Source organism: Neobacillus niacini NBRC 15566, from assembly GCF_001591505.1.
Lineage (GTDB): Bacteria > Bacillota > Bacilli > Bacillales > Cytobacillaceae > Neobacillus > Neobacillus niacini.
The window spans coordinates 45,509-65,659 of sequence record NZ_BCVA01000028.1 but is presented as its reverse complement, the minus strand read 5'-3'; the positions used below and the strand labels follow the sequence as shown (position 1 = coordinate 65,659).

At 37.6% G+C, this 20,151-nt stretch carries 22 protein-coding genes and 1 pseudogene; 12 read left to right on the top strand and 11 right to left on the bottom strand.

Annotated elements, in window-relative coordinates; translation table 11 throughout:
- Positions 1-48: 48 nt before the first annotated feature.
- The 8 genes from BANA01_RS18780 (at position 49) to BANA01_RS18745 (ending at position 7,837) form a co-directional block, all read left to right on the top strand.
- A complete protein-coding gene (locus BANA01_RS18780; RefSeq protein ID WP_063254301.1) occupies positions 49-684 on the top strand; it encodes a pentapeptide repeat-containing protein in 636 nt (211 codons plus the stop codon).
- Positions 685-817: 133 nt separating this feature from the next.
- Positions 818-1,573 carry a GTP cyclohydrolase II gene (locus BANA01_RS18775; protein WP_063254290.1) on the top strand — a complete coding sequence of 252 codons (756 nt, stop codon included), beginning with the start codon at positions 818-820 and terminating at the stop codon, positions 1,571-1,573.
- Positions 1,566-2,672, top strand: coding sequence for a bifunctional diaminohydroxyphosphoribosylaminopyrimidine deaminase/5-amino-6-(5-phosphoribosylamino)uracil reductase RibD (ribD, locus tag BANA01_RS18770; protein WP_063254289.1), 1,107 nt, complete (start codon positions 1,566-1,568; stop codon positions 2,670-2,672). The genes BANA01_RS18775 and ribD overlap by 8 nt, the downstream gene beginning before the upstream one ends.
- Positions 2,673-3,245, top strand: coding sequence for a 5' nucleotidase, NT5C type (locus tag BANA01_RS18765; RefSeq protein ID WP_063254288.1), 573 nt, complete (start codon positions 2,673-2,675; stop codon positions 3,243-3,245). It begins immediately after the preceding gene.
- Between the two features lie 230 nt (positions 3,246-3,475).
- Positions 3,476-4,954, top strand: coding sequence for a SulP family inorganic anion transporter (locus BANA01_RS18760; protein WP_063254287.1), 1,479 nt, complete (start codon positions 3,476-3,478; stop codon positions 4,952-4,954).
- A 291-nt stretch (positions 4,955-5,245) separates the two neighbouring features.
- Positions 5,246-6,400: a glucose-1-phosphate adenylyltransferase gene (locus BANA01_RS18755; protein WP_063254286.1), complete on the top strand. Its 1,155-nt coding sequence runs from the start codon at positions 5,246-5,248 to the stop codon at positions 6,398-6,400.
- A gap of 210 nt (positions 6,401-6,610) precedes the next feature.
- On the top strand, positions 6,611-7,219 hold the full coding sequence (locus BANA01_RS18750; RefSeq protein WP_063254285.1) for a flavin reductase family protein: 609 nt from the start codon (positions 6,611-6,613) through the stop codon (positions 7,217-7,219).
- An 18-nt stretch (positions 7,220-7,237) separates the two neighbouring features.
- Complete coding sequence (locus BANA01_RS18745; RefSeq protein ID WP_063254284.1) at positions 7,238-7,837, top strand: alpha/beta hydrolase; 600 nt, start codon at positions 7,238-7,240, stop codon at positions 7,835-7,837.
- A gap of 23 nt (positions 7,838-7,860) precedes the next feature.
- On the opposite strand, the gene BANA01_RS18740 is transcribed toward BANA01_RS18745, so the two are convergent.
- The 11 genes and pseudogenes from BANA01_RS18740 to BANA01_RS18695 all read right to left on the bottom strand — a co-directional run bounded on the left by BANA01_RS18740 (position 7,861) and on the right by BANA01_RS18695 (position 17,341).
- On the bottom strand, positions 7,861-8,568 hold the full coding sequence (locus tag BANA01_RS18740) for a hypothetical protein (RefSeq protein ID WP_063254283.1): 708 nt from the start codon (positions 8,566-8,568) through the stop codon (positions 7,861-7,863).
- A 128-nt stretch (positions 8,569-8,696) separates the two neighbouring features.
- A pseudogene (locus tag BANA01_RS18735) lies at positions 8,697-9,023 on the bottom strand (hypothetical protein); the annotation flags it as partial.
- 15 nt (positions 9,024-9,038) lie between these two features.
- Positions 9,039-9,206, bottom strand: coding sequence for a hypothetical protein (locus BANA01_RS29990; protein ID WP_169803723.1), 168 nt, complete (start codon positions 9,204-9,206; stop codon positions 9,039-9,041).
- Positions 9,207-9,351: 145 nt separating this feature from the next.
- Complete coding sequence (gene cccB / locus BANA01_RS18730) at positions 9,352-9,711, bottom strand: cytochrome c551 (RefSeq protein ID WP_063254281.1); 360 nt, start codon at positions 9,709-9,711, stop codon at positions 9,352-9,354.
- 142 nt (positions 9,712-9,853) lie between these two features.
- Entirely contained in the window at positions 9,854-10,195 is a 342-nt protein-coding gene (locus BANA01_RS18725) for a hypothetical protein (protein WP_063254280.1), read from the bottom strand.
- 65 nt (positions 10,196-10,260) lie between these two features.
- A complete protein-coding gene (locus tag BANA01_RS18720) occupies positions 10,261-11,427 on the bottom strand; it encodes an MFS transporter (RefSeq protein WP_063254279.1) in 1,167 nt (388 codons plus the stop codon).
- Positions 11,428-11,680: 253 nt separating this feature from the next.
- Positions 11,681-13,318, bottom strand: a complete 1,638-nt coding sequence (locus tag BANA01_RS18715) for a PhnE/PtxC family ABC transporter permease (protein ID WP_235847179.1) — start codon at positions 13,316-13,318, stop codon at positions 11,681-11,683.
- Between the two features lies 1 nt (position 13,319).
- Positions 13,320-14,072, bottom strand: a complete 753-nt coding sequence (locus BANA01_RS18710; protein ID WP_063254278.1) for a phosphonate ABC transporter ATP-binding protein — start codon at positions 14,070-14,072, stop codon at positions 13,320-13,322.
- A 13-nt stretch (positions 14,073-14,085) separates the two neighbouring features.
- Positions 14,086-14,994, bottom strand: a complete 909-nt coding sequence (locus BANA01_RS18705) for a putative selenate ABC transporter substrate-binding protein (RefSeq protein ID WP_063254277.1) — start codon at positions 14,992-14,994, stop codon at positions 14,086-14,088.
- Between the two features lie 317 nt (positions 14,995-15,311).
- The gene (locus BANA01_RS18700; RefSeq protein ID WP_063254276.1) at positions 15,312-16,352 is read right to left on the bottom strand and encodes a DUF3231 family protein; all 1,041 of its coding nucleotides are present in this window, start codon (positions 16,350-16,352) and stop codon (positions 15,312-15,314) included.
- A gap of 65 nt (positions 16,353-16,417) precedes the next feature.
- Positions 16,418-17,341 carry a DNA-3-methyladenine glycosylase family protein gene (locus BANA01_RS18695; protein WP_063254275.1) on the bottom strand — a complete coding sequence of 308 codons (924 nt, stop codon included), beginning with the start codon at positions 17,339-17,341 and terminating at the stop codon, positions 16,418-16,420.
- A 141-nt stretch (positions 17,342-17,482) separates the two neighbouring features.
- Between BANA01_RS18695 and BANA01_RS18690 the strand changes: the two genes are divergently transcribed.
- From BANA01_RS18690 to BANA01_RS18675, 4 genes are all read left to right on the top strand, one after another.
- Positions 17,483-18,007, top strand: a complete 525-nt coding sequence (locus tag BANA01_RS18690; RefSeq protein WP_063254274.1) for a methylated-DNA--[protein]-cysteine S-methyltransferase — start codon at positions 17,483-17,485, stop codon at positions 18,005-18,007.
- 3 nt (positions 18,008-18,010) lie between these two features.
- The gene (locus tag BANA01_RS29985; protein WP_063254273.1) at positions 18,011-18,211 is read left to right on the top strand and encodes a hypothetical protein; all 201 of its coding nucleotides are present in this window, start codon (positions 18,011-18,013) and stop codon (positions 18,209-18,211) included.
- 118 nt (positions 18,212-18,329) lie between these two features.
- Positions 18,330-18,521: a spore germination protein gene (locus BANA01_RS18680; protein ID WP_063254272.1), complete on the top strand. Its 192-nt coding sequence runs from the start codon at positions 18,330-18,332 to the stop codon at positions 18,519-18,521.
- Positions 18,522-18,616: 95 nt separating this feature from the next.
- Positions 18,617-20,131 (top strand): spore germination protein, encoded by a 1,515-nt coding sequence (locus BANA01_RS18675; RefSeq protein WP_411834612.1) that lies wholly within the window; start codon positions 18,617-18,619, stop codon positions 20,129-20,131.
- Positions 20,132-20,151 lie beyond the last annotated feature (20 nt).

Here is a 20,151-nt window from a genome sequence, read left to right as displayed (position 1 = left end):
TTTCACAAAGGTCTTTTCTTTTAGATGATTCGTAAGGCAGGTGGAGTAATGTCAAAAACAATAAAAATTCAACAGCCAAAAATACCAGATGGTTTAAAAGCTAGACCGTTTCAGCCGATGGAAGATCCTTTTTATGAAATGTGCATGATTAGTGACTGTTCCATTATGAGTGAAGAGGTACATAGAATACGCTTCGAGCAAGTCATATTTAAAAATGTCACCTTTTTGGATGTTTCCTTTAGAAATATTGAATTAACAGATTGTATCTTTGAACACTGTGATTTATCTAATACGGACTTTAGAGAAGGCAGCATTCATAGGGTCGAATTTAAAGAATCTAAGATTTTAGGCCTTAATCTTTCAGACGCTTCACTTGGGAACGTTTTATTTGAAAATTGTAATGCAAATATGACTTCGTTTGGATATTCCAAACTCAAGCAGGTAGCATTCAAAAATTGTTCATTACGAAATGCGGACTACTATGAATCCAAATTTAATCATGTAGCATTTAAACAATGTGATTTAAATGAAGCTAATTTCGAACAAACCCCTTTAAAAGGGATTGATTTAACAACCTGCAGCTTTGATCGAATGAATGTATCCATAAAAGACCTCGCGGGCTGTGAAGTTACAGCCGATCAAGCCTTAGGATTTGCACGATTATTAGGATTGATAATAAAATAAAAGGTGCTAGGGAGCAGTCTCATAAGATTGCTCCTTCTTAAGGTGATAGGAAAAATGAAATCACTACTAGAAATTAGGGTAGCATGAAATACTATGAATACGACAAAAATAAAGAAAAAAAGGGGATATTTAGATGAAACAAGGTCTCGATTCTAAAGTACTTTCAGTATTAGAAGACAAAATCCAATTAATAAAAACGGAAAAAGGTGCAATTTATTTGGTCGGACCGATAAAGCTTCCCGTTAATTTATATGGAGATACAGTTCAGTTCAAATGGTACTGCTGGTTAAATTGTGAGGAAGTTACAGAGGACTTCGAAAGAATTATTGATAAATTATCCTCTTCAAACTTAGCTGAATTACAACAGTCAAGTGTTTTAGTTTATGGAGACTTTGAGTATGCAGAGGATGCGATTATTCGTATGCATTCCATATGTCATACCGGTGATATCTTTGGAAGCAAACGATGTGACTGTGGCTATCAGCTTAAAAAATCAATGAAAATGATTCAAGAACATGGAACCGGTGCGTTATTTTATTTAGCTAACCATGAAGGAAGAGGAATTGGTTTATTTAGTAAGGCAATGGCATATGTACTTCAAGAAAACGGTTATGATACGGTTGAGGCAAATGAAGGTCTAGGGTTTGTAGACGACTCGAGAAACTACAGCGACGCCATTCAAGTTTTAAAGGCGATTCGTCAAAAACCAGTTACTTTAATGACAAACAATCCTAAAAAATTGAATGCTTTAAAAGAAGCTGGATTACAAGTTTCGGGCAGACAGCCGCTTTGGGGAGACATTTCCGAGTATAATGAGAAGTATTTGCAGACCAAGATTAATAAATCTGGACATCTAGAAGAAGATGAAGGGACTTGTCCAAATGACTAATCACGAATTTTATATGGATTTAGCCTTACAAAATGCCCAGGCAATGAAAGGCCAAACTGACCCGAATCCGTTGGTTGGTTCTGTAATTGTCAATGATAATCGAATAGTTGGAATAGGTACTCATTTGAAGGCTGGTGAACCGCATGCTGAGATCCATGCCATTCGAATGGCTGGTGAAAAAGCAAGAGGCGGAACCATTTATGTGACTCTTGAACCATGTTCCCATCATGGAAGAACTGGACCATGTGCTGTAGCGATTGTTGAAGCAGGGATTAAAAAGGTCGTCATCGCAACCCTTGATCCAAATCCTGTTGTTTCAGGAAATGGTGTAAAGATTCTAGAGGATGCTGGTATTGAAGTCATTATTGGTGTACGTCAGGAAGAGTCACAAAGAATGAATGAAGTATTTAATAAGTTCATTGTTGAGAGAACACCTTTTGTGACATTGAAAGCTGGCATTACCCTAGACGGGAAAATTGCCACTCATTCCTTTGATAGTAAATGGATTACTTCTGATGAAGCTCGAAAAGATGTTCATCACCTTCGAAACGAGAATATGGGGATTCTTGTTGGCGTTAATACGGTTATAAAGGATGATCCAGAGCTTACCACACGTATACTAAATGGACGTAATCCTATCCGGATCGTTTTGGATTCCACTTTAAGAATTCCTTTAGAATCTAAGGTAGTGACGGATAAGCTAGCTGAGACATGGATATTTACAAGCGAAGAGTATGATCAAGAAAAACGCAAGGTATTAGAAGGTTTAGGAATAACCATATTCCCAACAAGCGGATCAAAACATGTTAATCCATCTGAAGTCCTTCAGATATTGGGAGAGAAACTTGTTTCCTCCGTATTAATCGAAGGAGGAGGCACCGTTAACTGGGCGTTCCTCGAAAATAAATTAATTGATAAAGTAGTTTTATATGTAGCTCCCAAAATTATTGGCGGCAGCAGTGCTCCCTCCTTTTTAGCAGGGTCAGGGATGGATAATATGAAAGATGCTGTACAGTTAGCTGACTTATCTTTACAGCCGATTGGACCTGATTATAAATTCACTGGATATCCGATTTACTCACACGAGGAGCCTAAATAAATGAAATTTGGTTTCGATATTGATGATACATTAATCAATTTAAGAGAACATGCATTTAATATATACAATAAAAGATTAAACAAAAATGTACCATCTGAAATATTTCATCAGTTAAATAGAGTGGAGATTCATGAGCCCTTTGGGTTAAGTGATGAGGAGGGAAGTCAAATGTGGAAATCCTCTCTAGAAGAGATTTATTATACAGACTGTCCTCCATTTCCAAATGCAGTTGAAACGTTACAAGAACTAGAGAGAAGAGGGCATGAAATCTATTACATAACAGCAAGACCTAAGGAACATGGAGAGCAGACGAAAAAGTGGATGATAGAACAAGGCTTCCCCGTCCGGGATGACCGTTTTTTTTATGGAATGCTGGATCATGAAAAGGTTCAAATTATCAAAGAATTAAAGCTAGACTATTTCTTTGATGATAAGGCTGAAGTTTTAGATACATTAACTCATGATTCCTTAAAAGTATTTGTAAGAGATCAATCCTATAATCGACATTTACAATATCCCCGTATAGTTGATTGGACGGAATTAATTGAAATATTAAACAAAGAACTTGAATAATCAGGTAAGCAGGAGGGTTAAAGAGGACCCTCCTGTTTTTTTCTTTTTCGCCGATTAAGGTGAAAACAAGAGGATTATTGAGGAAAACAGCAAAAATGATACGTGTTCACGTTTACATTCTATTTCACAAATTTGTCACAATCCTATATACTGATTTTTGTTCACAACGGACCCGACTTTCATGAGAGTTGAAAGTCATTACTAGATAAAAAAATAGAAAGAGGTGCTCTATGAATCTTAGCACAATTAAATATGAATGGTTTGGCAATATTAAAGGAGATGTGTTATCGGGAATTGTTGTCGCGATGGCATTAATTCCTGAGGCGATTGCTTTTTCACTCATTGCTGGAGTTGACCCGATGATCGGTTTGTATGCTTCATTCTGCATTGCTGTTGTCATCGCATTTGTAGGGGGCAGACCAGGAATGATATCAGCCGCAACAGGTGCTACTGCCTTAGTAATGGTGACGTTAGTGGCAGACTATGGTTTACAGTATTTACTGGCTGCAACCATCCTTACGGGTGTCATTCAAATAATAATGGGTGTACTCAAATTAGGACGTTTAATGAAATTTGTCCCGCGTTCCGTTATGATCGGCTTCGTAAATGCACTTGCCATTTTAATTTTTTCTGCCCAATTAACACACTTTGTTGGAGAATCTTGGGCAATGTATGCAATGGTAGCAGGAGCACTAGCGATAATTTATATTTTCCCTCGTTTTACAAAGGTTGTTCCGTCTCCATTAGTCGCTATTATAACGATTACGATTATTGCGGTTATGACAGGAAGTGGTGTTCGGACGATTGGAGACATGGGGGAATTATCTCAAACTCTACCATTCTTCTTAATTCCTGATATTCCTTTTACATTTGAAACCTTAAAAATCATTTTCCCTTATTCCCTTTCGATTGCGATTGTTGGTCTAGTTGAATCGCTATTAACAGCTTCTATTGTTGACGATATGACGGATACAACAAGTGACAAGAATAAGGAAGCAAGAGGCCAGGGAATTGCCAACATCATTTCAGGATTCTTCGGCGGCATGGCTGGTTGTGCTATGATTGGACAATCTGTTATTAATGTGAAATCTGGCGGACGTGGAAGATTATCTGCATTCGTTGCAGGTGTGTTTCTCATGGTGTTAATCATCCTGTTAAATGATTTTTTGGTCCAAATTCCAATGGCCGCATTAGTTGGAGTCATGTTCATGGTTTCGATCGGAACATTTGATTGGTCATCTATAAAGAACATCCACAAGACACCGATTTCTGATACAATCGTGATGATCGCAACCGTTGGAACCGTTCTAATGACACATGATTTATCAAAAGGTGTTTTGGTAGGAATTTTATTAAGTGCGATTTTCTTTGCTTCCAAAATTTCAAAAGTAAGAGTAACAACTTCAGCTTCAACAGGTTCACAAAGAAAAGTGTATACTGTATCAGGTCAATTATTTTTTGCTTCGGCTACAGATTTTGTAGACAGCTTTAACTACAATGAGGACGTAAAGGAAGTAAGTATTGATTTAACACAAGCACATTTATGGGATGATTCAGCTGTTGGCGCTATTGATAAGGTAGTCATAAAATATCACCAGAATGATATAAAAGTTCATTTAATAGGTCTGAATAAAGAAAGTAATAAATTGATAGAAAAACTTGCAGTTCATAATAAACCAGGCGGCCTTGAAAAGGCTGTCGGTCATTAATCAATATACTAACACGCTGATACTAACATCAGCGTGTTTTTTTAATAACAAAAGTGATTTCACAAAGTCTCCATATTTTTCAAATATTACATCGATGCGATTCGACATAATCAGTTTGTATTACGTACTCACTCCTTCCAATATTTTGATAATTTTTGAAGGTATCAAGGATTTTAGTCGAATATGCATTTTACTCGTCGCAATTTATTGATATTTTCTATTACGTACAGGTGCTACAATGAGGGCAAATAAGTATTACATATGGAACTTGTCATGAAAGGGGTGGTACAAATGACAAAAAAACAATGCATTGCCATGTTGTTAGCAGGAGGGAAAGGGTCAAGACTAAAAGAATTAACTAGAAACGTTGCAAAGCCGGCTGTCCCGTTTGGGGGTAAATACCGAATCATAGATTTTACATTAAGTAATTGCAAAAACTCTAGCATTGATACCGTCGGAATTCTCACTCAATATAAACAAGAGACTCTTCAAAATTATATAGAGAATGGAGAAAAATGGGGCTTTAATCGAAAAGTTGGCGGAGTAGCCATCCTTCAGCCTAATCAAGCTGGTAATAAAGATAATAACTATGAAGGTACTGCACATGCTGTTTATGAGAACCTCAAGTTTATCGAAAGTCAAAATCCAGAATATGTACTCATCCTATCGGGAGATCATATTTATAAAATGGATTACAGTCATATGGTCAATGAGCATAAACGTTCGGGAGCGGATGCAACGATATCTGTTATTCAAGTCCCATGGAGTGAAGCAATCAGATTTGGAATTATGAATATAGATTCAGAGACCAATCAAATTATTGAGTTTGAGGAAAAGCCTGTTTATCCAAAGTCTAATCTTGCTTCTATGGGAATCTATATATTTAACTGGCCAATTCTAAAGAAATTTCTAGAAAAAGAAGAAAACAATCCATTTTCTTCAAAGGATTTTGGCAAGGATGTTATCCCATCCATGCTTCGTGCGAACTGCCATTTACATGCCTATCAATTCAATGGTTATTGGAAGGATGTTGGCACCGTTCAAAGCTTTTGGGAGGCACATATGGATCTTCTATCTGTGAACACCAACCCGATATTAAAAGATAAAGAATGGATTATTTATACGAATGGCATGAGCCAGCCTCCTATGTATTTAGATGGAAAAGCAACCTTACACCAATCCATTATAAGTGAAGGGTGCAAGGTTTATGGAGAGGTTGAAAATTCTGTATTATTTTACGGAGTAACAGTTGGTAAAGGGGCTATCATAAAAGATTCGGTTATATTGCCAAATACCATAATTGAAGAAAATGCTGAGATTTATCGCTCCGTGGTGGGAAGCGGAAGTCTCATCGGCTCAAATGTCAAAGTCGGAGATTCAACACCATTTAGTGACATTACTCTAATAGGAGATAATGAAAATATTCAACCACTAGTGTATAAATAATTCCAGAAGCGAAATCCCAGTGATTTCGTTTTTTTTATTGGAGGTAACATCATTGACATTCATAAAAAGTTATAATACTATTATCTCATATTCAAGATAAATCAATTCGAGTTATTTTACAACGTAATTAGATCATCCGTATAGAGGAAAGATTGATCAGGGTATGGTACGATTTAAGTAAGAGAACTAAACATAAAGGAGTGATTTCTTTTGCTTTCCATTGATCCTTCAAAAGTGACAGAACGGGAAAATTATAAATTTTTAATTGGTAGTATTGTACCTAGACCTATCGCATTTGTTACTAGTATGTCTGGTGCGGGAATATTAAATGGTGCACCATTTAGTTATTTTAATATTGTTTCTTCCAATCCTCCTATGATTTCTTTAGCGATACAGCGAGCTGCAGGCAGACAAAAGGATACTGCGAGAAACATAATCGAGTTAAAAGAGTTTGTCGTTCATATTGTGGATGAAAACAATGTTGAAGAAATCAATAAGACGGCTGCAAGTTTACCGCCTAATGAAAGTGAAATAGAATTAACCAATCTCACCCCGGTTGAAAGCGTAAAAATTACCGTGCCTGGTGTAAAAGAAGCAAAAATCCGTATGGAGTGTACGTTAGAACATTCGGTAGAACTTGGAGATCAAGATGCTCCAGGCGTTGATTTGATTATCGGGAAAGTCGTTCAATTTCATATAGAGGAGGATATCTACCAAAAGGGCAGAATTGATCCTATGGGATTGGGAGCAGTAAGCCGATTGGCTGGTACGAATTATGCAAAGATTGGTGAGATATTTTCAATCGAACGTCCAAAATGATCTTGGAGGTACAGAAATATGATCCATATATTTAATAAGGGAAAAGATAGAGCAAAACCAACATTTCTAATGCTCCATGGTACTGGTGGAAATGAATTAGACCTTCTGCCACTTGCTGGAATGATTGATGAACAAGCTTCAGTATTAAGTGTACGTGGTAATGTATTAGAAAATGGAATGCCGCGATTTTTTCGAAGATTAGCAGAAGGTGTATTTGATGAAGAGGACCTCCTAATCCGTACAAAGGAATTAAACGAATTCCTAAATGAAGCAGCGGACAAATATGAGTTCGACCGTAATATCATTGCAATCGGATACTCAAACGGAGCGAATATAGCAGCAAGCTTACTATTTCATTATCAACATGCATTAAAAGGTGCGATTCTTCATCACCCAATGGTGCCGAGAAGAGGAATAGACCTACCAGATTTAACAGGTACCAATGTATTTATCGCAGCAGGTACAAACGATCCCATTTGTTCACCATCGGAATCATCTGAATTGCAAACTTTATTGGAAAATGCCAAAGCGGACGTTGTCCTGCATTGGGAAAATCGAGGTCATCAATTGACCAGGGAAGAAGTAGAGGCTGCGGCAGATTGGTATCGAAATTTATAAAAATAACAAGCTAATCCAATCGATTAGCTGTTATTTTGCCTTAAGAATATTTGGATATCATTTGATAATATGGCCGTATCCGATGGGTACCAATAATAGGTGGAACCGTCAAATTGAACGTCAAATTTGTAAGCGATTGGTTGGTCAGTATACAAAACAATTTGAAAATAGTCTGGGTCACCTTTTTCCATATTTGGCTGGAAATTTGGTGATTCTTCACTATTTTTTAACAGCTCAAGAATGTGATTAAGCTCTTCTTGATTGGTATATTTACTTAGTAATTTATCACCATTAGTGGCATTAGGTTGATAAATTTCTATTTTATTAACCTTATCAAGTGACACATTCTTAAAATGCCATTGTTGGTCTGCCGCCTCTCGTGAATAATAAACACTATATCCGTTGATTTGGCGATCATCCTTTACCGCTAGTAAATTGGGATTACCCTTAATGGTGAAAAACTCGGTTCCTTTTTCGTGAAAGGCAGCATCACCATTTCTAATTTTATAATTAGGATTTGTTACATTGTCAGCGACTTTATATTTAACAGTACCTAGTTTATCCCCAATGTATTTTTCATCCGCTAAAACACCGGTGTATATCCCGTTGTACTCGATTCCTTCCCACTTAATAAAATCAACCCAATCAATAACAGTATGACCGTCAAATGGTGTTGAACGACAACCGGTTAAAACAACCAATAGTAAGATGAAAAGACCCCATTTTCTCATTCCATCACCCCTCGTATATATAGACGTATCCTTCAAATTTTGGTTCCATCTAATTAAAAAAACGACAAGCCACAATCTAGTTGCTTGTGGCTTGTCGTAGGTAAAGGGGTGATTTTGATCGTTCAAACTTAGTTTAGATTATTATATTCATCTTTAATTTCTTCTACTGTTTTATCAATTTGCTCTCCCCAGTGATCATTAACTGTTTTAAAAACAACTTTCCCGTCTTGATCTAGCATTCCGTAACCTCTATATGCAACATCACCATTTTTCATTCCCATGTGGTCTATTAATTCTAACCCGGGATCAGAAATGAAGGAGAGACTTTTTCCATATTTACTTTCTAATTCTTTGTATAATTGAAGCTGTTCTTCGGGTAAATCTTTGCTAATGATGTACATTTCTACATCCATACCATCTAGTTTACCAAGATTTTCATGCAACTGAACTAGTTGCTGATAGCATAGTCCTCAGGTGTATGTAGTAATAAAAAAGAAAACTGTCGGTTTGTCTAATGGAAAAGTGACTTCTTTCTGATTTTGGTTATGTAAGGTAATCGGCTCGCTGAGTGTCTTTGGTCCACATGCAGATAATACTAAAACCGCTATGAAGAAAAGAACTAGTAATTTTGGTTTCATATAGTACTCCTTTTATTCACTTAAATTGTGCATTAACACTTTAATTGTAGTGAAAACTATTTCATCAATCAAATAATTGGTTTAGTTGTACAACCTTTTTTCAAAATAAAAAACCAGACTGGGTTTTCCATTCTGGTTTTCCTGTTTATTTTTTCTCTGCCAGCCATGAAGCTACGGCATCTGCGTCTTCGCCTGTAAGAATCCCTCCAGGCATACCGCCTTTTCCATTCAAAATAATCCCTTCAATCTCATCCTTCGAGTATTTTGAGCCGATTTTGTCAAGGTCAGGCGCTCCTCCACTCTTTAAATCACCGCCATGACATGACGAACAGTTTTGCTGAAAAAGGGCGTCTCCGTCACCGGCATCTGCTGTTTGCTGCTGTTCATCGCCAGCCTGTTCCTCAGTAGTTGTATTATCTTGTTCCGTTTCATCGTTTCCGCCTCCGCAAGCGGTCAAAAAGCCTAGGAAGGCAATACAGACTATACCGTAGAGCAGTTTTATCATATCCTTCACCTCCATTTAATACTAGGTTTTCATAGATAGCGGTTGAATATACTGGTTTTCGATTGAACGTTAATAAAATTAAGATAAAGGAAATAATAAAAAATACGTACAAAAAAAGCTGCCGATAATTTCTCGACAGCTTCTAAGGTTCAATTTTCAAATCATCTTCCCAATATCGAACACTCTCTGTCTTCGATGTAGGTTCTCTTTTAACCACTTTGCCAGCTTCGTCGTAATAGACTTCATATTCCTGATAGATTTCCACGAAATAACCGTTCATTTTTTGTACATCATCGAGCTTATATTCCAACACTGGCATATCAGTTGGCGGCTTTATGTCCACTGGTTGTGCCACTGCAGGTTCACTGACCGTCAAGTAGGAATAGTTGCGATGAATAAATGAATATGGCGAATCAAGATAGGCTACAAGTGCAATAATGACACATAGAAATAAAAACGTCTTGAAATGAGAGACTAGTTTCATTCATCTCGACTCCTTTTTCAAATACATCCTCGTAACCTATCTTATGCATGTCCTTATCACATATGCTAGTTTGTTTTAAAGACTACAGCTTTTGTCCGATAAAATTGATATAGTATCAGGGCTATCACTGAAATGATGGCTCCAGATATATAAGGTAATCCAATTGAAAGGGAGAACAACCATCCCCCAAGCGGCGGTCCAACAATCCTGCCTAACGAGTCAAAGGAAGAAAGCAGTCCCGTTGCACTTCCATGACCAGCATCAGTAGTTTTTGTCAGCAGGGAAGAGACACTAGGACGAATAACGCCGTTTCCAATCCCAAAGATTGATAAAAATATAGCTGCAGTGGTAAAACTGTCTACAAACAGAATCATTCCGAAACCAATGGCAGATACAATGATTCCTCCTTGAATAACAGTACCTTCACCATATTTTTTTGTTAATTTACCAACCATGCCGCCCTGGACCATAGCACCCGCAAATCCCATAATCATGAAAATATATCCTAACTGAGTAGCCCCAAGCCCAGCCTTTTTTGCAGCAAAATAAGCAAATGTTGCTTCTAAGCCAGATAATGAGAGAGAAATTAAAAGTTGTAATAAAAACAATACGGCAGCAGGACCAGAAAATGCCTTCCATCTCGATTGCTTATGATTTTTGTTCAACTCTTCATTATCTTTTTGTAAGGATTCTTTCAAGAAAAAGAAAATGATGACTAAGGTTATCAGCGAAGAGACACCTGCAAGGTAAAATGGCGTACTCATACTAGATTTTGAGAACACTCCGCCAATCGCAGGACCAAATACAAAGCCTAGTCCTACTGCCGCTCCTACAATCCCCATTCCTTTTCCACGGTTTTCAGGTGTGGTAATATCGGCAACATAGGCCATCGCAGTCGGCATATTAGCCGAAGAAAGTACTCCGCCAATAATTCGTGCGGCAAATAACATCCAAAGCTCAGTAGCCATCGCTTGGATGAAGAAGGATAATGATAATCCGGCGATTCCAATCATCATAATCGGCTTACGACCGATACGGTCGGATAATTTCCCCCAAAATGGCGCAAAGATAAGCTGCATTAGGGAATAAACAGCCATTAATAAGCCTAATTGCGTAGGGGAAGCACCCATTTCTTCAGCATAAAATGGCAGAACAGGAATAATGATTCCGAAGCCTATCATGACTAGGAACATGACTAAAAATAAAATTGGTAAAGCTCTTTTTGTTTCCAAATAACTCCAACTCCTAAATGATCTGAACAGTATGTAAAAATTACTACAAATTTTGGCACTAAGCTTAGGATAATAGAAAACATGAATCTAATACAAGCATTTCAAATTATTATTTAAAATAAATTTCTAAGATGATAGGATGGCGCCAAAATACCTACTATCAATATATTAGCAAAAGTCTATCAACTGCTAGCACACCGATAGTAGGTAGATAAAGATATAAAAGAGCACAAGCCGAAGGGGCATGTGCTCTTTATTTTACTGCTTTCCGAGTTGTTTCTGAGGCAAAATCTGCAATAAGGACTAGGATCATATAACACAATAATAGTAACGTAATTTGTGTATAGTCAAAATAACTCATCGCAAGCTTAAAGTCCATTCCAAGACCACCTGCACCTACAAACCCTACTACGATAGTCGTTCTCATGATAACTTCCCATCTGTATAGAATATAGGTGAGAAATCGAGGAAGAACGATAGGCAGGACTCCGTAAAAGAAGATTTCTATTTTGGAAGCACCAGCGGTCGCTAAATTCCGAATGGGCCTAGGGTCCATGTCTTCGATAACCTCTGCCCAAAGTTTCCCCAATATACCAAAGTTATGAAGAGCCAGGGCTAATGCACCTGGCAGAATACCAGGTTTAAAAATAAAGATAATCATCATCGCCCAGACTAATTCTGGAACAGACCTGGAAAAGATGTAAAGAAGACGAATCAGACCAAACATCGGCCAGTTATACCATCTCTTTTTTAATGTGAGATTTCCATTCGCAATATTTCTTGCGGCAGGAATAACCGTAATGAACGCGACGATCGTGGAAAAACCAATGGCCATAATGCTCATTTCAAGTGTTTCCATCGTAAGCCTCAAAGCGAGTGCCCAGCTTTCAGCGTCTAAAAAGGCAGGATTCTCCTGATTGATTCCAAGGAGACCGCCGAAAAACTTCTTTGCATATTCCATATTTTTTTCAGATAATAGCTCAAATAATCTAGCGTTTTCACCTATGGTAATGTATATCCAAGAACCGACTACTAACAAGGTGGCAAATAGAACAGACATCCAGCCAGACCCAAAACCTTTTATTCTCTTATGATTAGTTAATCCCATACGAACCCAATGGCTCCAAGCATCTACCAATATTACAAGAGCAATTAAGTAGAAGACAAATGTCCAAACTGCATCATATTTTAAGTCGGCTAGTGCCAATTGAATTTGAAATCCAAGTCCTCCTAAACCAACAAAGCTCATAATAGCAGAAGAGCGGATTGCACATTCAAACCTGTACATCGTATAACTGATAAAATCTGCCCAAACCAAAGGAAGGTAGCCATAAAATAGCGTTTGAAGCCGTGAGGAACCAGCTGCTTTTAAAGCAATGATTGGCTCCTTGGGAACATCATTTAGCATATCTGCAAAAATTCGACCTAGAATCCCGCCATAAGGAATGGCAAGTGCTAGGATTGCAGCATAAGGAGATAATCCGACTGCTGCTACAAAAAGCCACGCCCAAATTAATTCGTGAATCGAACGAGTAAAACCTAGAATACCTCTAAAAAACACCTTCGAAATAAAGCGCGAAAAATTGCTGGAAGTTAACGTTCCAGAAGCAAGGACACCCACTATAAAAGCATAGATAATGGCAAGCGACATACCCGCAACAGCATATGCCAGTGTAATCCAAGCAGATTCCAATCCGACTAATAAAATTCTTGGTTCTACATTGGGCTGGATTAGCCCTTCAACTATCTGCAGCATCGTAGGAATCCCGCCTGCATGGAAAAGCTCAGAGTTCCAATGAATGGAGGTAAGACTCCAAACGAAAACAGCCAGCAACAGAACAGTAAGGATAAATCTTTTATGCAATTGGAGGGAGGGGATCCGTTTCATCATTTTACTCCTGCTCCTTAAGCAGATAAAGGTCACTTAACATCTCGTCCGTTACTTTTTCTGTTGGCAGGTCAAAAAATATTCCTCCGTTTTTGAGAGAAATGATTCTTGTAAAGTACTTTCGTGCATATTCCACTGAATGTAAGCTGGCAACTAATGTTTGATTTTCCTCTGAAACAATTTTAGTCAGCATGGAAAGTACATCGTCAGCACGAGCAGGGTCAAGTGACGCTACTGGTTCATCCGCAAGAATAATCTCTGGATTCTGTATCATTAATCTTGCCATTGCCACACGCTGTTGTTCACCGCCTGATAATGTAGCGGTTATTTCGTAAGATTTATCTCTAAGCCCGACCCTTTCTAGTGCTGAGAGGGCTGATTCCTTTTCTTGAGGGACGAGTAATGAAACTAATGATTTCAATAATCCCCATTCCGATAATTTGCCTGCAAGAACATTATGAATAACGGCTAATGGACCAATTAAATCGAACTGTTGGCGGATTACCCCGATTTTTTTTGCGAATTTCTTTCCTCGTTTGTAATCACGAAGAGGCAGATTGTCTATAAGGAGCTCACCGCTTTGTAGAGGAACAAGACCGGCAATGGAATTTAATAATGTTGTTTTTCCAGCACCGCTAGGACCAATTAATGCCACCATTTCACCTTGTTTAATAGAAAAAGAAAGGGAAGATAAGGCTATCTTCCGCTCAAAATGTTTTGTTATGTTTTTTGCTTCAATCATCGTTTTTGAAGACATGGAACAACACCTGCTACTTTATAATCTCTAATTCTTTTGCAACCTTTTCAATCTTTTCATAGTTATCATTTTTTGTTTCAATAAACTTGTCGGTTTGGAAGAAGTCAGTAATCTCTTTTGAATCACCTGGCATAGATAGAAGGGAGTCTTTTACTTTTTGTTTAGCGTCTTTTCCAAATACTTCTTCAACATTGCTATTGATTGTCCAGTTGTAATCATAATAGTCTGGAGTCGTATAGAACACTTTTACTTTGTTCGTATCAACTTTGCCTTCTTTTACAGCTGCTTCCCAAACAGAGATGTTTAAAGCGCCAGCTTGGAAAGAACCAGATTCAATTAACTTGTAGGTAGTATCATGAGAGCCTGAGAAGTTAGGCTTTCCATTAAAGTCAGTGTTAGGGTCAATACCTTCTTCCGTTAAGAAATAACGTGGCATTAAATGTCCTGATGTAGAGCTTTCACTGCCAAATGTGAATGATTTTCCTTTTAAATCAGCCAATGTAGTAATACCTGAGCCTTCTTGCGTAATAAAGACAGATTTAAACTCTGCGTCACGTGGCCGCTGTACAATGGATTCAGCTCCCGGAACAAGATTTCTTGCCTGAACACTCGTTAAACCGCCAAACCATGCTAAATGGATTTCACCACGTTGGAATCCTGTAACTAAAGCTGCATAATCAACAGAAGGAACAAATTCAACTTTCATTCCTGTTTCTTCACTTAACTGCTTCGCAACTGCATCCATTCCTGTTTGCAGGAAAGCAGCATTTTGATCGGGAATGGCACCAATTTTAAATACTTCCTCTGTTTTTGTTTCCTTATTTGCTTCTTTTTCTTCAGTAGTTTTATCTTCAGTTTGCCCACAGGCTGCTAATGAAAAAACAAGCATAAATAAAATAATCCCCGTTAACCATTTTTTCATAAAATCATTCACCTCATAGAATTGTCGTTTAACACCGTGGTAATATACTTGCATTTTGATTATAAAGAATAGTTTAATGCTATTAAATTCATTTTATCTATTTAACAAATCAATCACTATCTAAAATATCAATAGGGAAATTCTGGAGGAATTAAGTCAAACCCTTGATAATAAAGAAATCTCCCGCACATTATTCCAGAGTTTGAAGATTATTAAGTGTTTAATTTTTGTGACCATTCTTCAACATTCCAAACTTTGGTTACTAATCCCCGAAATACAAAAAGGAATGAGCTGCCAGAGCTGCTCATTCCTTTTTGTTATGTAGAAGAAACGGAATCACGGTCCACGGCTTGCGGCGGTTGTTCCATCCAACCTTCATCAATAAATATCTTGGCACCATCCTGTACATAAAGCCCGATATCCAATAAAAATTTGCTATACATCGCTCCAATATCGTGACGACCGTTAAGGGACGCAGCATTCGCGTAGGATCTGATTTTCATGCTGAACATATCAATTTTATGAAACATCATCAATTTATCTGAAAATGGGGCAAATGTTGATTGTTCTACTAAGTCATCCAGCAGCGGGTGGGAAGGCAAATCTTCTTTATGTAACTGCTGCCTGCAGGCTTCAAGGTGCTTCATGGTAATTTCTTTTCCGCGATGCATAAAATCTTTCACTTTTTTATTTTTAGCCACTTGTCCAAAGCCCATTAATAGTACTTTACTTGTAGAGTTATTCTCCATATTATCGTATAAATGGGCAATTTCCAAACCATGAAAGGGTCTTACATTGCCTAAAAAACCATTAAAATAACTTGTCTTTTGAACAAATTCAACCTTTTCTGGAATAGGAATTACAGGAGGTCTCGTTAAAAAACCCTTTTCTTTTAGTGTATCATTAAGGGTTACTAACAAATCAGTGGTTAATTGGTTACACTTTAAGATAAATTCTCTAACATCTTTTCTGAGCATTAATGGAATGGCAGTCGAGTAGAGACTTAGCCCAGCTTTCGCTGCATATTTCAAATAATGAAGATAAAATTCATCCGCAAATAACCTCGGAGCTCCTAAATTAACGTCATCCTCTGTGAAACCAATTGGAATCGGGAAATGCTCTTTATCAAATATCGTTTTAATGTCTTTTAGAAATTCGGTTCCGATATTTAATGCATTTTTCAATATTTCTTTTATGTCTTTGTCATCCACATGCTGGAGATAATAACTAATGACACATTTGGACATGGTATTACCCATATAAACAGCCCAAAGTTTACCCATTTCAGCTGAAGTTAATTTTTCAACTGGTTGATCCGTAAGTTTAGAGGTAAGCTTAATTGGCTTAATCGTCTTCATTAGATGAATGCTCCTTACGTCAATCGTTTCACCTAGTTTTTTCATCTAATGGAAATCTATTCGTATCAATAAAGCAATCTCCATAAATAGAAGGTTGCGTATGATTCCCAGTTCGTCCAATATACAGCCAGCTTCATTATTTCCTCTTTATTTGGTTTTTTGTCTTTCCCTAACAATAATTTTAGCGCATTTTGCAAACCGACATCATCCATAGGAAAAGCAGAAGGATATCTTAGGCACCGCATTAAGACATAATTAGCTGTCCACGGACCGATACCACGTATTTGGACTAACATTTTCTCAGCTCGTTTATGATCTCCAATATCGAGCAACATTTCTTTGGATAATTTTCCATCTGCCATTTGTTGTGCTACTCCGATGAGATATTGAGATTTTTTCTTGGTCATGCGCAAGCTTTCCAATTCCTCCACAGGTAACCCTGCAATATCTTTCGGGGAAGGGAAGACCCAATACGTTACACCGTTATGCATAACACAACGACCAAATTTTTCAACAAAACGTCTTTTTAAGGTGTAGGCAAAAGACAGGTTTATTTGCTGCCCTAAAATACCCCAGCAAAGCGCTTCGAATAAATCAGGAATACCGATAATTCGCAGACCATAAAAGGATTTAACAGTCTTACTTAGCAAGGGATCCTTCTCTGCCATGGAATAAAAAGGACTCAATTCCCTTTCTAAATCAAACCACTCTCCAACATAGCGGGCAACTGCATCACTCATTTTTTCGCAAGTTGGTTTACTATCTCCTAAAAAGCGGATCATCAAATGGTTTTTATCTTCTGACCTAACTTCAATGATTGGTGTTTCTTCCCCTATCGGAATGGCTTTGTAAATACAATTATTATCGATGTGAAAAAGGCATTCGTTATGATTCCTCGCAAGATATTTTATATTTTCTTGAAAGTTGAATTCTTTCGGTAGGAAGAGTTTCAGTTCATTCCCGTGATTCACCCAAGATTGGCTAATCATGATATACCACCTCTTTAATACTAATAATTTAAGTTTATTGGACTAAGGAAAACTAAAATCTTATTTTTTCATTCTGAAAACACTTAAAAGTAATTCTTAAAATAGGTATACTGAAAGAAGAGTAGATAATAAGGTGGCGTGATGTTGATGAAACAAATACTATATTGGACACAGTTAGTTTATGATAATTGGAAACTGTTTATGGCCGCAACTTCTAATGGACTCTGTTTCGTTGGTTCGCAGGATAAGCCCTTTGAGGAAATGGAAGTTTGGGTAAAAAAACATTATCCTGATAGTCAATTGGTACAGGATGATAACATCATGGCTCCATATTCAGCTGAATTTAAAGAGTTTTTTCAAGGTGTACGTAATACTTTTACCATTCCTAGAGAATTAAAAGGAACCAAATTTCAAACAGATGTGTGGAATGCACTCAGTAAAATTCCTTACGGTGAAACATGGACATACTCAGATATTGCCAATGCCCTTGACCGACCAACAGCTGTCCGTGCCGTTGGCGCTGCCATTGGGGCAAATCCCGTCCTCTTAACAGTACCGTGTCATCGCGTGATTGGGAAGAACGGAAAGCTTACTGGCTTTCGCGGCGGATTAGATATGAAGGAACAACTATTATACCTGGAGCAGGCAAACCATAGAAATACATGATAAATGCATGGAAGTCTTGGGCATACTATTTCTTATGAATTAAGAAAACGAGGTGCTTATTTCATGGAAGAACTCCAGGAAGTTAAATTTTGTGAAAACTGCGGCAGAGAAACGGTACATATGGTGAGAGAAGACCCCTTGGAAATCGAATATATCTGCAAGGAATGTAACAATCATCAAGAATTGTTTAAATCGTTTTTTTAAGAAGCTACAGAAATTTTTAAAGATAAAGCCTGTTTATAATGGCTTTATCTTTTTCATTTATTAAGAACGCTAAACCAACCCGTACATAACATAGTAGTAACACCAAGGAGGGGTTACTTTGGTCACAAACCATAACAATGTTTCAATTGGGACAATTTCTGGCGGCATTGTTAACTTTGGCGGCGCTGTTTATATTTCACCCATTTCTATTACCAAAACCATCGGTGGCTCTGGCGAAGACAACACCAGTCCTGATTCTGGCTTGGATGCAGAATCTGAGCAAATCATGAAATTTCCTAAGCGTTGCTAAAAAGCACCGCGTTTTTTTTATGCATTAAAGAGAGGTGGTATAAAGAGGATTAGTTGGTAAATAATACTTAAGCAAATGTCTTTAGTGGAAGGAGGGTGCTGAAATTGTTCTTTAAGAAGCTATTCTCGTCTAAAAGTACATTAGAACATAAGAACATGGATCTAATTCCAGAAACAAGAGATAAAATGTCCGCGGAGTTTAAAAAAAGACTGCAAGATAGCGCAGATATTTTAGAGAATGAAATTGGAATTTCAGGAATGACCTTATTCTCCATAGGGACATTAATAGACAAAAACATGCTTCATAGAGATATTATTGATCCACTAAAGGATCTGCCCTTCGATTCTATGCAAAAAATTATGGAGCATTTATCAATTGGTGAGATTGATCAATCATCTTCGATGGAAAAGGCTGTCAAAGCTGCTCTAGACGGATGTGTAATCATTTATTTAGAGGGGAATTCAACCGTTCTATTAGCCAAAATCCCTTCTGAAGTTGGACGTTCAGTTTCTTATTCTCAAAATGAATCGCTGGTCATTGGACCACAAATGGCGTTTACTGAGAGCATAATGACCAATATCACGCTGGTTAGGAATTATATTAAGAATTCATCTTTGTGTATTGAAAATTTACAAGCTGGGGCACGAACAAATAAATTGGTTTCCATTGTCTACATTAACGGTATTGCATCTGAGCAAATGGTTGGCAGTCTTAGAAAAAGGATTCAAGAGATAAAAATCGATGGAATTCTTGACAGTTCAATGTTAGAACAGCTTTTAGCAGAGAACTCCTTAACCATATTCCCACAAATGGCGTTAACGGAAAGACCCGATCGGGTCTCAGATTGGCTTTTAAAAGGAAAGCTTGCCGTTTTTGTTGATGGTAGTTCTTTGGCGATTGTTTGTCCACAATCTTTTATGGAATTTTTTCAAAGTATGGAGGATAGTAACGTAAATTGGCAGATTGCTACATTCTGGCGATTATTAAGATTCATTGCGTTATTCCTTTCCGTTTTCTTTACGGCTCTATATGTTGCTTCCTTAACCTATCACTATGAGGTCATCCCACAAACTTTATTGTTTACACTTAGTGAGTCACGGGCAAAGGTACCTTTTCCTCCGATTGTAGAGGCCCTATTACTAGAATTTATTATGGAATTATTACGAGAAGCGGGTGCCCGACTTCCGACAAAAGTTGGTCAAACAATGGGCATCGTTGGCGGTATCGTAATCGGAACAGCTGCTGTAGATGCAGGTTTTACAAGTAACATTCTCATTATCATCATTTCCTTAGGAGCACTTGGTTCGTTCGTAACTCCAAGTTATACAATGGGAAATGTCATTCGTATCATTCGATTTCCCCTAATCATATTGGCTGGTTGCTTGGGATTTTACGGCATGATGTACGGTTTTTGCTTTTTACTCCTTCACCTGTTAAGACAATCGAGCCTGGGAAGTCCTTATCTAGCACCATTTTATCCGCCGCGTTTTGCAGACTGGAAGGACAGCATAATACGACTGCCTTTATCCTTCACAAACAAAAGACCGGATTTAACAATGGCCGAAGACGAATATAAATATGATCCTATAAGGGCAAAAAAACATACTTGACCTTAGGCAGCGGGTGACTA